The sequence below is a fragment of the Pedobacter sp. WC2501 genome (genome assembly GCF_052682415.1).
The window spans coordinates 5,689,303-5,703,901 of record NZ_JBQZFI010000001.1 but is presented as its reverse complement, the minus strand read 5'-3'; the positions used below and the strand labels follow the sequence as shown (position 1 = coordinate 5,703,901).

The 14,599-nt window shown below is 38.3% G+C and carries 15 protein-coding genes; 6 read left to right on the top strand and 9 right to left on the bottom strand.

What is annotated here, in order from left to right; translation table 11 throughout:
- Positions 1-73: 73 nt before the first annotated feature.
- Positions 74-661 carry a hypothetical protein gene (locus ACUN24_RS23850; RefSeq protein ID WP_445564786.1) on the bottom strand — a complete coding sequence of 196 codons (588 nt, stop codon included), beginning with the start codon at positions 659-661 and terminating at the stop codon, positions 74-76.
- A gap of 239 nt (positions 662-900) precedes the next feature.
- Here ACUN24_RS23850 and ACUN24_RS23845 point away from each other — a divergent pair, with 239 nt between their 5' ends.
- The gene (locus tag ACUN24_RS23845; RefSeq protein WP_445564785.1) at positions 901-2,010 is read left to right on the top strand and encodes a S41 family peptidase; all 1,110 of its coding nucleotides are present in this window, start codon (positions 901-903) and stop codon (positions 2,008-2,010) included.
- 270 nt (positions 2,011-2,280) lie between these two features.
- On the opposite strand, the gene ACUN24_RS23840 is transcribed toward ACUN24_RS23845, so the two are convergent.
- Both ACUN24_RS23840 and ACUN24_RS23835 read right to left on the bottom strand, forming a co-directional pair.
- Positions 2,281-3,150, bottom strand: coding sequence for a 1-aminocyclopropane-1-carboxylate deaminase/D-cysteine desulfhydrase (locus tag ACUN24_RS23840; RefSeq protein WP_445564784.1), 870 nt, complete (start codon positions 3,148-3,150; stop codon positions 2,281-2,283).
- A 65-nt stretch (positions 3,151-3,215) separates the two neighbouring features.
- Positions 3,216-4,247, bottom strand: coding sequence for a DUF6588 family protein (locus ACUN24_RS23835; protein WP_445564783.1), 1,032 nt, complete (start codon positions 4,245-4,247; stop codon positions 3,216-3,218).
- A 101-nt stretch (positions 4,248-4,348) separates the two neighbouring features.
- Between ACUN24_RS23835 and ACUN24_RS23830 the strand changes: the two genes are divergently transcribed.
- From ACUN24_RS23830 to ACUN24_RS23820, 3 genes are all read left to right on the top strand, one after another.
- Positions 4,349-5,377, top strand: a complete 1,029-nt coding sequence (locus ACUN24_RS23830) for an RluA family pseudouridine synthase (RefSeq protein ID WP_132395286.1) — start codon at positions 4,349-4,351, stop codon at positions 5,375-5,377.
- 3 nt (positions 5,378-5,380) lie between these two features.
- Complete coding sequence (locus tag ACUN24_RS23825; protein ID WP_445564782.1) at positions 5,381-6,220, top strand: aminotransferase class IV; 840 nt, start codon at positions 5,381-5,383, stop codon at positions 6,218-6,220.
- Positions 6,221-6,348: 128 nt separating this feature from the next.
- Positions 6,349-7,095, top strand: a complete 747-nt coding sequence (locus ACUN24_RS23820) for a hypothetical protein (RefSeq protein ID WP_445564781.1) — start codon at positions 6,349-6,351, stop codon at positions 7,093-7,095.
- Between the two features lie 512 nt (positions 7,096-7,607).
- On the opposite strand, the gene fmt is transcribed toward ACUN24_RS23820, so the two are convergent.
- Positions 7,608-8,516, bottom strand: coding sequence for a methionyl-tRNA formyltransferase (fmt, locus tag ACUN24_RS23815; RefSeq protein WP_445564780.1), 909 nt, complete (start codon positions 8,514-8,516; stop codon positions 7,608-7,610).
- Between the two features lie 91 nt (positions 8,517-8,607).
- Between fmt and ACUN24_RS23810 the strand changes: the two genes are divergently transcribed.
- On the top strand, positions 8,608-9,651 hold the full coding sequence (locus tag ACUN24_RS23810) for a DNA topoisomerase IB (RefSeq protein WP_445564779.1): 1,044 nt from the start codon (positions 8,608-8,610) through the stop codon (positions 9,649-9,651).
- 136 nt (positions 9,652-9,787) lie between these two features.
- Here ACUN24_RS23810 and ACUN24_RS23805 read toward each other — a convergent pair whose 3' ends face one another.
- Entirely contained in the window at positions 9,788-9,994 is a 207-nt protein-coding gene (locus ACUN24_RS23805) for a hypothetical protein (protein ID WP_445564778.1), read from the bottom strand.
- A gap of 160 nt (positions 9,995-10,154) precedes the next feature.
- Positions 10,155-11,423 (bottom strand): exo-beta-N-acetylmuramidase NamZ family protein, encoded by a 1,269-nt coding sequence (locus ACUN24_RS23800; RefSeq protein ID WP_445564777.1) that lies wholly within the window; start codon positions 11,421-11,423, stop codon positions 10,155-10,157.
- A gap of 179 nt (positions 11,424-11,602) precedes the next feature.
- On the opposite strand from ACUN24_RS23800, the gene ACUN24_RS23795 reads away from it, so the two are divergent.
- Positions 11,603-12,823 carry an ABC transporter permease gene (locus ACUN24_RS23795; protein WP_445564776.1) on the top strand — a complete coding sequence of 407 codons (1,221 nt, stop codon included), beginning with the start codon at positions 11,603-11,605 and terminating at the stop codon, positions 12,821-12,823.
- A 53-nt stretch (positions 12,824-12,876) separates the two neighbouring features.
- Here the strand turns inward: ACUN24_RS23795 and ACUN24_RS23790 are convergent, their stop codons facing one another.
- From ACUN24_RS23790 to ACUN24_RS23780, 3 genes are read right to left on the bottom strand one after another with little or no spacing between them, the layout of a single operon-like run.
- Positions 12,877-13,278 (bottom strand): hypothetical protein, encoded by a 402-nt coding sequence (locus ACUN24_RS23790; protein WP_445564775.1) that lies wholly within the window; start codon positions 13,276-13,278, stop codon positions 12,877-12,879.
- A gap of 10 nt (positions 13,279-13,288) precedes the next feature.
- Positions 13,289-13,729: a hypothetical protein gene (locus ACUN24_RS23785; protein ID WP_445564774.1), complete on the bottom strand. Its 441-nt coding sequence runs from the start codon at positions 13,727-13,729 to the stop codon at positions 13,289-13,291.
- 36 nt (positions 13,730-13,765) lie between these two features.
- Positions 13,766-14,566 (bottom strand): tRNA pseudouridine synthase A, encoded by an 801-nt coding sequence (locus tag ACUN24_RS23780; RefSeq protein WP_445564773.1) that lies wholly within the window; start codon positions 14,564-14,566, stop codon positions 13,766-13,768.
- Between the last annotated feature and the right edge of the window lie 33 nt (positions 14,567-14,599).

Genomic DNA, 14,599 nt, shown 5'->3' with positions numbered 1-14,599 from the left:
GAACGCTTTGGATTACACACCGAATCTGATAAAAAATATCAGATCCCACAATCTTCTATTAATTTGTCCGGGATTAAAAGATACCCATATCTACAGCAATTTGAGGACCTACTAGCCCGGCAACGAGTCCTATGATCATCAAAAAACCGCTTAATGTTAAAAGCGGGATAGCGATTAGAAAATAACACACTGGCTGACTTTCGCGAATCTGTATAAAATAATGGTCTTTATCTATGGGTTTAACCGGCAAGGTATCTTTTAGCATTTTTTGTAGGAGATTACCGTCAGGTTGATTGAGGAGAGATAGGGTATACTTGCCGGCAGCTGCTGTAAACTTTTTGAGCTCGGTTCTGCCAGTACCCCATCCATTTTTATGCACGCTGAACCAGGTGGGATTGAGTCTGATTATTGTTCCGCTTTCATCCTTGACTTGTAGCTTGAAGTCACCGATTGGAGTTTTCCGGAATAGCTGTCCTTTTTGCCAGATGGCATAATGCCCCGATTCCGGTAATTCAAAGGTGCCCGATTTATCCTGGAAAGGTATTTCCTTGATGATTTTTCCATTGAAAGTTTTTTTGAGCATCCTGATGACTTTGACCAGCAAAAAGATGCCGATTGGGATCATGCTGAACATAAGAATTCTAAATAGTATAGGTTCCATCTCTTTCAATGAATAATTTTGCTTCTTTTCTGGAAAGATACGGAATTAATGAACTGGTAGTAGATGAGACGGGCAATCAGTAGAGATTTGATATCAAGTTCTCTTTTCAGCCCGAAAATCCCCGGAGTTTTACAGGATATTATAACAGGGATGAGGCTTAGTTTATCAAAGGAAACCTGACCGATGATATACTTACCCTTACCATCATGAGTAACTTTAAATATAAAGTACACGGTTAGATGAAAGTGAGGGCTAATGTTGCAGATAGGATAAATAGTGTACATTTATATTCTTGGCAAGCCACTACAAAAATGCTATGTTATGAATGTAGGCAGAAAGAACCGCCAAAATTTTGCGTTTTTTTAAATTGTATTAAAGTAAAACATATGAAAACCTTTATACTGTCCCTTTTGATAATTTTGTCGTGTTCTTTGGCGGCGATTTCACAGAATCGTGTTCTAACAAAGAAGATAAAAGGAGAAACCATTGCTGGCATCTCAAAGAGTTTAAAAGAAAATTATATTTTTCTTGATACTGCCATTCGGATGGGGGATTTTATCAGCCGGCAATTTAAAATGGGTGTCTACGATACCATCCAGACACCAGGTGTTTTTGCAAATAAATTAACTACAGACCTAATGTCGGTTTATAAAGATGGTCACTTGTCGATTACCTACGATCCTCGGGCAGCTGAATTAGAAGAAAAACCTGATACCGTTGCACAGAGGACAAGGCGTCTTCAATTCAGAAAAGAAGTAAATTTTGGAATGGAAAAAGCTGAAATTATGCCCGGAAATATAGGGTATTTAAAGTTGAAAGGTTTTTTTCCGCCTGACCAGGAGGCTAAGGTAGCAGTTACAGCGGCATTGCAGTTTGTTAGCAATAGTAATGCACTAATAATCGACCTCAGGGATAATCGGGGTGGAGATCCGGCTGCTGTAAGTTTTTTCTGCGGATTCTTCTTCAAAGAAAAAACACATCTAAACGACCTTTATTGCCGTAACGACCGCTCTTATACTCAATTCTGGGCAATACCAGAAACTTCTTTACAGGCGCTTAAGACCATCCCAATCTATATTTTAACTAATAATCAAACCTTTTCAGCTGGAGAGGAATTGGCTTACGATCTTCAAGCCCAGCGCCGGGCGTCAATCGTTGGCGAACGTACCGGAGGCGGTGCGCATCCCGTAGCTCCAGAACCTGTAGGTAACGGATTTACGGCTAATATTCCCAATTCCAGAGCAATAAACCCGATTACGAAAACGAACTGGGAGGGCGTTGGTGTACGTCCTGATAAGGAAGTGATAGGCGATAAAGCTCTTGAAACAGCATTAAAACTGATAAAATAGAAATGACCAAGGTAACTAGATGCTAATTTGTTTCCCCCGGCATACCCAACAGGCAAGTGGTTATCTTTGTCTGATCGGCTGTCCATAAATTTAAGCGACCAACTAATTGTAGAATCAATTTCGAGGCAAGCAACCCGAGCTGGAGCAACCACATGAATATTATAGATTTTGAAAATGATGATAGCTATAGGTCCTCATGGGAATGAAACAGTGCAGCCACCAATCCCTGGTACGAAGTCGATTTTAAGAATGAAAAAGCTATAAATATATTTAAAACTTATCCCTCATCCCAAAAAGCCCCATCAATCCTCCGGTATGAACGGCCAGGATTTTTTCATCCTTACCGATAATTCCTCGTTTCTGTAAATCGAAAATGGCATAAAACATCTTTGCCGTATAAACAGGATCTAGCAGCAGTCCGGTTTTTGAAGTAAAGGTTTTGATAAAGCTGATTAGCTCAGGTGTAGTTTTTGCGTAGCCGCCAAAATGATAATCGGGGTGAAGTATTAGGTGATGCGATAGAGGTGTATATTTCGTTATTTCCTCTTTGATAAAGGAAGCACCTTTTAATACGGGTATGATATGAAGTTTCGTATTTAAACCGTTTTGCTGAATTCCGCTTAACAAACCTGCCGCTGTGGTTCCCGTTCCGGCAGCGCAGAAAATATGATCGTAAGTTTCGGTTAACTCACCGATGATTTCTGCACAGCCTATAGTAGCTTCTGGCGAAGCACCACCTTCATCAATAAAATAGCTTTTTTCATCGTCAGCAAAATGATGTTGAAACAATTTGTGTTTATCCCTATAACTTTCACGGTCGGTAAAAATGAGTTTCATCGCGAATAAACTGCACAGCAATAACATTTCATTCTGTACTTCTTCTCCACGTACAAAAGCTGTAGCGGTTAACCCTGATCTTGATGCAGCAGCAGCAGTTGCTACAAGGTGATTAGAGTAAGCCCCACCAAAGGTAACCAGATGTGTTTTGTGCGCTGCTCTGGCCTTTGCTAAAATATATTTAAGCTTCCGCCATTTGTTGCCGGAAATATAAGGATCAATAAGATCGTCCCGTTTAACAAACAGGTTACTGAAAGGCGCAAATGTTATTTTTTGTACCGGGCTAAATATTTCTTCGAACACGTGTAAAAATAAAAAACACCTGAATATTTCAGGTGTTTTTAAACAAAATTATATTTAATCGTTTGTTATTTACCGATCCCTAACCCAATACCTGCATTAACCATGCTGTATTTTGCCTGGGTATATGAACCATAAAACTTAAAGAAACCAAATTTCAGCTGAAAGCCTAAACTTGCCCGGATGCCGTCAATATCGGTTTGTTTAACCGAAATCGGGTCAACATAAGTTGCCGAAGTTGTGGCACTGGTGGCAAAACGGTAAGTACCCAAAGCCTTTAAATTAGTGTTCGAGGTTTGGTAACCGATGCTGGCTAAAGGGGTGAAAAACAGAATTTTTTTGGAAACAATGGCATCAAAGTTTACACCATTGAATTTAGCATCTATACGTTGATCCGAATTCGTCGAATTATCGATATTCAATGGTAAATTATATTTGTATTGGGTAAATCCTCCTGCGATTGCAATGTCTACAGGAACCAGTTTCTCTGTTGTTGATCCCATAAATAAAGGTAAAAGTTCAACTTTTGCACCAAAACCGATCATGGATAAACTTCCTAAATCGTTACCCAGTTTTATTTTAGGCATTGCCCTTAAAGTAACATCAATGTTTTTTGGTAAACCCAGCGTAGCTTGTATCTGTGCCGAAGGTACTACATGGAAACCCACGCCCTGTGGCAGGTTGAAAAATTTACCTGTAGGGATACCGCTGCTGGTGTACACTTCCATTTTACCACCTTCGCGATCATCTCCAAAAGCAGTAGGGCCTATTGAAGAAGCACCAGCAGCAGGTTTAATATTGCTTAAACCTAATGTATTTACATCATAACTTCTGGCCGATTGCGGAACAAAAGCTCCGGAGGCTGAAACCCTGACATCAAATTTTAAAAAACCTTTTGATTGGGCAGTGTTAGACCATCCATCCGTTAAACCCAGTCCTAAGCCTTTGTATAAAGGATCGAAATAGGCATTAACCAATTTGGTTGCATCGGCTGGCCCGCCCACAAACAAGTCTCCAACATCTTGTTGAGCACTTGCTTTTTCAGCCGTTGCCAATAAAAATAAGGCACATAAAGCCTTTAAAATGTAATATTTCTTCATATAAACGATTTAGGATGATTTCTTTGTCTAAAGATAGAGTTGTTTTCTTTAAAACTGTAATCATTAAAAAATTCTTGAAGTTAAAAGTTTATTTTTGCCCCATGGAAAATGTGGTCGAATTGCAGGAATCAGAAGAGCAGGAATTATATGAACATTTAAAAATTATTGTCGATAAGGGGCAGTCTTTGCTGCGTATCGATAAATTTTTGATGGTGCGCGTGGAAAATGCTTCCCGAAACCGTATTCAGAATGCAATTGATGCAGGGAATGTACTGGTTAACCAGAAACAGATCAAAGCGAGTTACAAGGTTAAACCTCATGATGAAATATCTATCGTTTTACCGCACCCACCGCGCGATACCGAAGTTTATCCTGAAGATTTGCCATTGGATATCATTTACGAGGATAGCGATCTTTTGGTCGTAAATAAGGCTGCCGGGATGGTTGTACACCCAGGTTTTAACAATTATACCGGAACTTTGGTTAATGCTTTGGCATTCCACTTTGAACAACTCCCTCAACTGCCGGGCAATGATGGTCGCCCGGGCCTGGTGCACCGTATTGATAAGGATACCTCGGGTTTATTGCTAATCAGTAAAAATGAAAAGTCGATTACGCACCTTGCACGTCAGTTTTTTGATCACAGCATTACCCGTAAATATATTGCTTTGGTTTGGGGCGATATCGAAAACGATGGAACGGTAACCGGTTACATTGGCAGAAGTGTGAAAGACCGTCGGGTGATGGATATTTACGACGATGAAGAAAAAGGGAAATGGTCTGTAACACACTATAAAGTATTAAAACGTTTGGGTTATGTTACCTTAATCAGCTGTGAGTTAGAAACGGGCCGTACGCACCAGATCAGGGCACACATGCAACACATTGGTCACCCACTTTTTAACGATGCAATGTATGGTGGCGATAAGATTTTAAAAGGTACTACGTTTAATAAGTACAAACAGTTTGTAGATAACTGTTTCGAATTGTTGCCACGTCAGGCTTTACATGCACAAAGTTTGGGTTTTATCCACCCCACCACTAAAGAGTATGTTTATTTTGAATCGCCATTGCCACCCGATTTTAAAGCTGGCCTAACCAAATGGGAAAATTATATCGCTACATCATAAAATATGCTTCAGGAGTACCTTTTATTTAATGATGAGTTTCAACCAGTTGATCTTCCTATTTTAACAGCTTCTAACAGAAGTTTCAAATTTGGAGATGGATTGTTCGAAAGCATGCGGATGATTAATAATAAGCTGCAATTTGCCGATTTACATGCCGATAGATTAACGGCTGGCATGAAGGCGCTTAAAATTGAAGGTCATGCTTTAATGGATGATTATTTTCTGCGCCAAAAAACAGCCGATCTGGCAAAACGCAACAAATGGAACGGTAACGTGCGTTTTCGTCTTTCAGTTTATAGGGGAGGAGCAGGTGTTTATACACCCGAAATAAATAAAGCAGGTTATATTTTAGAAGGTATTCCTTTAAAAACATCTGCATATGAGTTAAACAGTAAAGGTTTGATCATAGATGTTTTTGACGAAATGACCAAGCCGGTTAATAAACTCTCGAATTTTAAAACAGCCAATGCCCTGCTGTATGTTATGGCCGGACTTTTTAAAAGTCAAAACCGCCTGGATGAGGCGATGATTTTGAACCAATATGGCTTTCTTTGCGAAAGCATTAGCGCTAACGTTTTTGTGGTGTACAACAAGCAGATTTATACGCCCTCATTAGCTGAAGGTTGCATAAGTGGTGTAATGCGGACAGCTATTATGCAGTTGTGCAAAATGAACGATATGCCTTTGATTGAGGCACAGATCAACCCCGAAATATTAAAAGAAGCTGAAGAAGTTTTTATCACCAACGCTACACAAGGCATTCAATGGGTAATGGGCTACGGCAGGAAACGTTATTTTAATGAGGTATCTAAGTTTTTGATTGAGAAATTGAACGCTTTGTAATCACTATCCTTAATTTACTTAGGAGCAAATTTCTTTTGCTTCGGCGATGTTACATTTATTTCTATCGGTTTGTGTTTACCTGAACTATATTTTTAGTATTATTGGTCACACACACAAATTTAACCGAAATGAAAAAATTACTCATTCTCGTAATGGCTTGCTATGGCCTGAACGCCCGTTCACAACAGTTGAACGAATCCAGAAACTTTCTGTACTTCTATTCAGATTCTACAGTTTATGCACAAAAGATCAGGTTACGACCCGATTTAACCGGCGGATGGTCGCTTCGAGCCGATTCAAGGCGGATACCGGTGTCGCAGGTCAAATTTTTTAACAATCAGGATGGTTTCTTTGCCAACACCAGAAAATTGAGCCTTTTAGGAGAGGCCTCTTTTGCTGAGCGGATTATTGAAGGTAAACTCAATCTTTATCAGGAAGTAATTTACGATGACGTTCTTATGGAAGGTGAATACTATGGATTTAGAGATTACAGGCGGCAGGCAGTAAACAATCGGATGTTTATTAACAAGGGCTACTCTGATTTAAAAAGGGTAAATTATCGTAATTTAAACGAAGTCATGGCTGATAATCCGAAAAGTTTAGCACTCTTAAGGCGATATAGGAATACTAAGATTACAGGCATTGCCATGTATGTGGCAGCAGGAGCTGCAATTATTGCCAGTGGGGTTTCACTGATGTCAGAAGGTAAACAAGTAGGCACTACATTCGGCGGTATGCCAAAATATGCAGACCGCAGTTATACGGGCAGTTTTGTTTTGTTAGGTTTGGGGGCCGGTTTAAGTCTGGGAGGATTTCTTGTAGGCGAATCTGGTAAGAAGAATATAGAAAGGGCTATCGATAATTATAACCGATAGTAGAAAAATCGTCATCTCGACCGGAGCAACGCGAAGTGGAGAGATCTATCAAAACAGATTTTGCTTCGCAGAGCCTTCGGGTTCTCGACTGCGTTGCACTCCGCTCGAAATGACGGTAAATCCAGGGGGGGACGCAGATTAATTACTGTCATTCATATTGATTTTATAAATAAATTAGTAAAGCAAAACTTGAGGTACTTCGGTTTTGGTCGGGTTTATTTAACCTTAAACAGGAGCACTTTGTGGCCACTTAAACCCGATCAAAGCGGGATGCCAATTTCCTTCAAATTGGCAGAAGCGGGAGCGGGACTGCATTAACCTAAAAGCTACTGACACTGCTTTCCAAAAAAGAATTGCTCCATAATAAATGCTGTCTTCCTACTGATCCGATGGCTCGGATTATTTAAGTGTCTTTTATGCTAATCTTGCGCCAAATACCCTTCAAAAATAGACTAGAAGAGTTGTCAACTTTCTTGCATCATGGCTATTAAAGTTGACAACTCAAATCCTGATTACAACCGCATTCCTCTCAAGAAATCTTCGATCAGCATCCGTTTTTTCCCTTCGTACTGAATATCTAAAAGTTTGATAAAACCATCTTTAGCAGCAAATTTTAAATAGGTTTTACCGTCTGTTAAAAAGCCGCCAGCAACTATACCCGGTTCTTTATCTTCTATTTCGGCCTTAAATACCTTCAGGGTTTTATCGTTTAAAAAAGTAAAAGCAGTAGGATAAGGACTCAGGCCGCGAATTAAATTATAAACCGTATGCACTTCGTTATTCCAGTCGATTTTGCAATCATCTTTGAAAATTTTAGGTGCATGCTTTAATTCACCGCTTTGTGGCTGCGGTTGTTCATTAACCTCACCAGCCTCAATTGCTTTAAGCGTTTTTACCAGCAGGTTGGCACCTATGTACATCAGTTTGTCGTGCAGGTCGCCGGCGGTTTCATCATCGGCAATGGCGGTGCTATCACTGAGGATAATATTACCGGTATCAATTTCATGTGTTAGAAAAAAAGTTGTTACACCACTTTCTTTCTCTCCGTTTATAATGGCGTGGTTTATTGGTGCGGCACCACGGTATTGTGGTAAAAGCGACCCGTGTAAGTTAATGGTTCCCTTTGGAGGCATATTCCATACCACTTCAGGTAACATTCTAAAAGCCACTACCACTTGTAAATCGGCTTGGTAAGACTTTAGTTCGGCAATAAACTCAGGATTTTTTAATTTTTCAGGTTGTAGAACAGGAATTCCTTTTTCTGCGGCGTATTTTTTTACTGCACTTTCATTCAGTTTTTGGCCACGGCCAGCAGGTTTGTCTGGTGCAGTAACCACTGCAACTACATTGAAATTGGCTTGTACTAAGGCATCTAAAGAAGCTACTGCGAAATCGGGCGTACCCATAAAAACTATTTTCATAAAGAAAGTGTTGTGTTTCTAAAAATAACGTGGCTACCCGCGTTAAGGTTTTGCAAAATAACTAAAAATAAACCCATACTTATAGGCAAAAATGGTACAAGGCAAAGATGTTGTTAAAGCAAGTGGATTGGTATACGTAACTGATACTATGCCTGGGATTTACCGGAAAGGGAAACCAGGTAAATTCCATTATGAAGATAAGAATGGTAATAAAATCACTGATGAAAAGCACCTTGACAGAATTAAAGCATTGGTGATTCCTCCGGCCTGGCAAAATGTATGGATCGCAAATAAACCTAACGCCTACTTACAGGTTACCGGTATAGATGCTGCGGGCAGGAAACAATATAAATACCATGCAAAGTGGACAAACCGCCGTTCGGAAGATAAATATTTTCGTTTATTGGAATTTGGAAAAGCATTGCCCAATGCCCGGAAAAATCTGGAAAAAGATCTCCGCAGGAAAGATTTAGACGAACGTAAAGTATTGGCCATTTCGGTAGATGTACTTCAAAAAACGCTAATCCGTGTGGGTAATGAAAGTTATAAGCAGCTGTATGGTTCTTTTGGGTTAACTACACTTCGCGATAAACATGTTAAAATTGAGGGGAGTAAAATTACGATGGATTTTGTTGGGAAAAAAGGTGTCCGACAGAATGTGGTATTAAACGACCGGTCGCTTGCAAAACTGGTTAAAAAATGCAGGGATATTCCAGGGCAGGAGTTATTTCAGTATTATTCAAATGGGAAAGAACATAAAAGCATCGATTCTGGCAAAATAAATACCTATATCAGGGAAATTACCGGTGATGATTTTACGGCTAAAGATTTTAGAACCTGGGGCGGAACATTAGAAGCATTGCGCCAGTTTTCGAAATGCAGCGCTGATGAAAATTTTAACCTAAATTCAAAAAAAACAATCGTTACGGTTTTAGATTGTGTAGCGAAAAAATTAGGCAATACGAGAGCGGTTTGTAAGAGTTCTTACGTGTATCCGCTATTGCTTACCGCTTATGAGAATGATGAACTGGGGAAATACATGAAAAAAATGAACAACAATAAAATAACCGGAAAATTGGGACTAGCACATGATGAGAAAGTTTTATTGTCGTTTTTAAAAGCAAATAGTAAATAGGCAATTTTGATATAAAAAATCGTCATTTCGAGTGTAGTGAAAATACAGTCGGGCAATCTGTTATAGGCAGCTACATTTCGCTGCTGATGAAAATCGATAGAGGTAACGCTACAGTCGAGATGACGATATTTCTGAATTATTCTTTAGGTGCCTTTTTAATCGGATGAACAGGTTGTTCTTCGTTTTCACGCTGTTTAGCCGGATTATTCGTCCGAACAGGCTTAGTGGGTGTACTGTCATTTTCTTTTCTTACTGTTTTGTGGTCAACAGGTTCTCTTCCTTTTGGTACCTCTTCCTGGTAATTGCTTCCAGGTTTATCGCTTTTAATTTTTGGACCGCTCATACTTATAATTATTGAATGATTGATTTTTGGATGATTGAATAGCACAACGCTTATCAATTATAAATAATAACAAACCTCTATCTGTTAAGTTTGAAAATAATTGCAAGAGCAATTCAATCCTGCTCTCATTCAATCATTCAATCATTCTCTCATTCAATAATTAATTATATAGCAAATATTTCTTACGCATAGTTTTGTAGGCACTTAGGCCGGGTTCCCAGCTTGCCCTGATTTCTGCTTCACTTTTTCCATCAATTACCTGTTGCCTGAAATCTGCCACGCCAACCAATCTTTCGATAACCCCCATTTCTTTACTTAATTTGGTATTAAAGAAATCTTCTTTTCTTGGCGATGCCTGATATAGTTCGATTAACCAGCTGATGTTTACCTGTTTCGATTTTACCAGTTTTGAGGTATCGTAAGTTCTTAAATCTAAGCCATAACAAACCTGGTCTTGAAATAGTGGCGTTTCAGACATTCCTTTTATGCTTTTTGGCGTAAAACTGAAATCGAATTTACCTTTTAGGTATGGTGCGCCAACTACAGTAAAAGGAAACATCGTTCCGCGGCCATGATTTAAATAAGTGCCTTCAAATAAACAGGTAGATGGATAAAGTAAAATAGCTTGTTGGGTATTTAAATTTGGAGAGGGTTTAACCGGTAAAGTATACTCCATATCATGATTGTAATTGGCATTTTTGATAATGGTTATTTTGCATTTCACCTTGTTTTTTAACCAGCCTTCGCCGTTTAACATCTGTGCATATTCGCCAACTGTTAAGCCGTGTGCAATAGGAATAGGTTGTACGCCAATACCTGATTTAAATTTTGGATCTAAAATCGGCCCATCAATTAAATAGCCATTTGGATTTGGACGATCTAAAATCAATAATGTTTTATTGTTTGCAGCACAAGCTTCCATAACGTGCTGTAAGGTATTGATATAGGTGTAAAAACGAACCCCAACATCCTGGATATCGAATACCATAATGTCAATATCTGCTAAATCTTCAGCTGTAGGTGTGCTGTGTTTGCCATAAAGTGAAATGGCTTTTATCCCTGTTTTGGAATCAACATCATCATTAACGGTAACCCCTGCACTCGCATTGCCTCTAAAACCATGTTCAGGACCAAATATCTTCTGGATTTTAACACCTCTTTTCAGCAGGCTATCAACCGAAGTCTGCGTACCGATAACCGATGTAGGGTTTACGACCATACCAACACGCTTGCCTTTTAACAGCCGGAGGTATTTTTCAGTCTGCTCTGCACCGGTTTTAATTGCCGTTGGCAGTTTAACGGTCTTGATCATCAGTTTTCTGTTTTCCGGGCTTTTCTTTCCCAAAACTTCCTGTTCAATTGGTTTGGGTTGTCCACAGGCCGATAATGTAATTAAACTGGTTAAAGCAAAGCTGATGTAATTTTTCATTTTAAATATATTCTAATCTTCCGGTATGATAACAAAACAATTTACAGCATATTTTATTTATGCTATTGGTATTTTATTGCTATAACTTCATGACTGATGTTTAAAGTTGGTTATTTATTTTCGAAAATGCCATTTTTAAAAAGGAATTGAGCATTTTTGTTACTTACTAATTGATTAAATTGAATTTCGAATATTTCATAGCAGGGCGGATAGCCATTAAATCTGAGCGCACTTTCTCAAAGCTTATTGTCCGCATTGCAATAACTGGCGTGATGTTGAGTTTGGCTGTTATGATTCTTTCTATAGCCATTATTAAAGGCTTTAAAACTGAAATACAGGATAAAGTAAGGGGCTATTTAGGCGATGTGCAGATTACCCGTTACGATCTGAATAATTCTTTTGAGCATTCTCCTTTCGTAATGGATGGAGAAACCAAAAAAATCCTCAAAAATAATCGGGATATAGAATATTATTATCCTTTTGCTACAAAACCTGCCATCCTTTCGGCCAATAATGAAATTGAAGGCATTAATTTTAAAGGGATAGACAAAAGCTACAAGTGGGATTACATTAAACAGCATATTATAAGCGGAACCATTATCGACTTTTCTGACAGTACGGCTGCCATGCAGGAACTGCTCATTTCGAATTATACGGCTAATCGTTTAAAACTCAAAACAGGTGATGATTTTATCATGTATTTTGTTCAAAACCAGTTACGCCCGCGTAAATTTAAAATTGTTGGTATTTATGATATTGGTGTGGAAGATATTGATAAGGGCTTTGTGCTAGGCAACCTTAATATTATTAAAAGGCTAAATAACTGGAAAGCCAACGAAATTGGTGGCATAGAAATCAGGATTAAGGATTTTAACAGGCTTAAGCCCATTGCCGATAATATTTACGAACAGCTTCCCCGCCATTTACGCTCTTATTCTATTGAAGAAAATTTCCCTAATATTTTTACCTGGTTAGGCCTTCTTGATGTAAACACCAATGTGCTTTTAATCCTGATGCTCATTGTAGGTGTAATTAACATGGTTACTGCACTGTTGATTATGATTTTAGAGAAAACCAATATGATTGGAATGTTAAAATCTTTTGGGGCAAGTAACTGGAGCATTATGAAAATTTTCCTTTACAATGCGGCTTATTTAATCGGTATCGGTTTGTTACTTGGGAATATTCTGGGCTTAGGACTTGGTTTCTTGCAGCAATCCACGCACATTTTTAAACTTAACCAGGCTTCTTACTTTTTAGCTTATGCACCCATAGAATTTCATTTTATTGATGTGCTGCTGCTTAATATCGTTACAATAATGGTGTGTTTAACGGTTTTGATTATTCCTTCATTATTGATCAGCAAGGTTTCTCCGCTTAAGGCAATCAGATTTAAATAAAAAAACTTGGGGCACCGGACAGATCATTTCCCGATGCCCAAGCAAACCTAAACTTAAACTCTTGTCAACTCAACTTTTACAGTTTTTGTACTATTACTTTTCTGAAACTGAGGATATGGTGTGATTTCGATTAATTTGAGTGAATAATTTATGCCGTTAATTTTAATGTTGGCTACACTTCCTACTGTGCCACATTCTCCCTTACATAAAATAATTTCCTGGTCAATGTTATTGGCTGTTAATTTGAAATGTGCTGTTGCACTTCCTCCGCTAATACAATCAGCATTTATTGGGCAACGGTTATCACTAATCGATTTTAACGCTAGTGTAGATGCACCAATTGATTTTGACGTATTGATTTCAAAATCGTAATTTGTTGTTTTTGTTTCAGATTTTTTCTTACATCCAAAAACAAAAATAGATAGGGCGATAAATAAGAATATTAAATTTTTCATTTATATGGGGTTAATTAGTTCTTTTTAAAATGTATTCATAATCTATGGTAGCGTAAGAGGTAGCAGGAGAAAGATCTGTTTTTGCATCGAATCTTTTTCTAAGGGTTAAATTCACTCCACTGCTTCTGATATTATATTCGCCGTTTAAAATCATATTCCAATCAAAATCTGCTGTCCGAATGTCCTCATCGGTAAAATAACCGATCCCATTTTTAAAAGTATACGTTCCCCTGCCTCCCGATGGTTTTAGTTCAGCACTTGTTGTAATATTGAATTTTCCATCTTTTAACGAAATTGAAATCGGTCGGGTTTCAGGAACAGATTTAACGCTGTTGGTAATTACCAATACACCTGTATAGTTGCCATCCAATAAAACGTCTACTGTTGTAGGTTTTTTACAGCTTAAAGATAGGATCATGGCAAAAAGTAAAATACAGATTTGAACTTTCATACCCCTTAAACGGAGTTCCAAATCAAAACGCTACACTTAAATTGAAATCCAGTCTATACTTTGAGTACTATGGATAAATTCAGTCCGCGGTTCGAGGTTTAAATATGGATAAGTGACTTTTGAAAGGTATAAACCAGTAGGATGTGCAGGCAATGATAATTTTGAAGGTTGTAGGGTAATCAGTTCGCTTTCAAATTCGTCAAAACTAATTTCTCCTTTACCTACCATTAACATTTTACCTACAATGATACGAATCATTTTGCCCAAGAAACGGTTACTGGCAATGTGGAATCTTAGTCTGTCGCCCTTTGGGTTTACGAATAAATCGGCCTCCATTACATTGCATATCGTATGTTCGTATTTATCAGGATGGGTACAAAAAGCCCTGTAATCTTTATATTGGGGTAATAAATTTACCACCGCTTTCATTTTATCAAAATCTAAATTGTTTAATTGATAAAAGGAACTTTGGGTGCTTAAAAAAGGATCTTTATAGGTATGGATAAAATAATCATATTTCCGCTGTACAGCATCAAACCGGGCATGCGGTTTACCTTCCATTTTAATAATGTCGAATACGGCGATATTATAGGGTAAAGCTTTATTCAGGATGTAGAGCAGATCGAAATCAATCTCTTTTTCAATATCAGCATGGAAAAAAAACTGACTGGCATGTACATGCGCATCAGTCCGCCCACAGCCGTTAATGGCAATGGGCGATTTTAAAATCTTCGATAGGGTTTGTTCAATTACTTCCTGGACACTTTTAACCCCAGGTTGTTTTTGCCACCCACTAAAGTACTGGCCTTGATAGGCTATGTGAAAGAAATACCTCATTATTCTACTGCAATTTTACGGAAATTTTAGCAG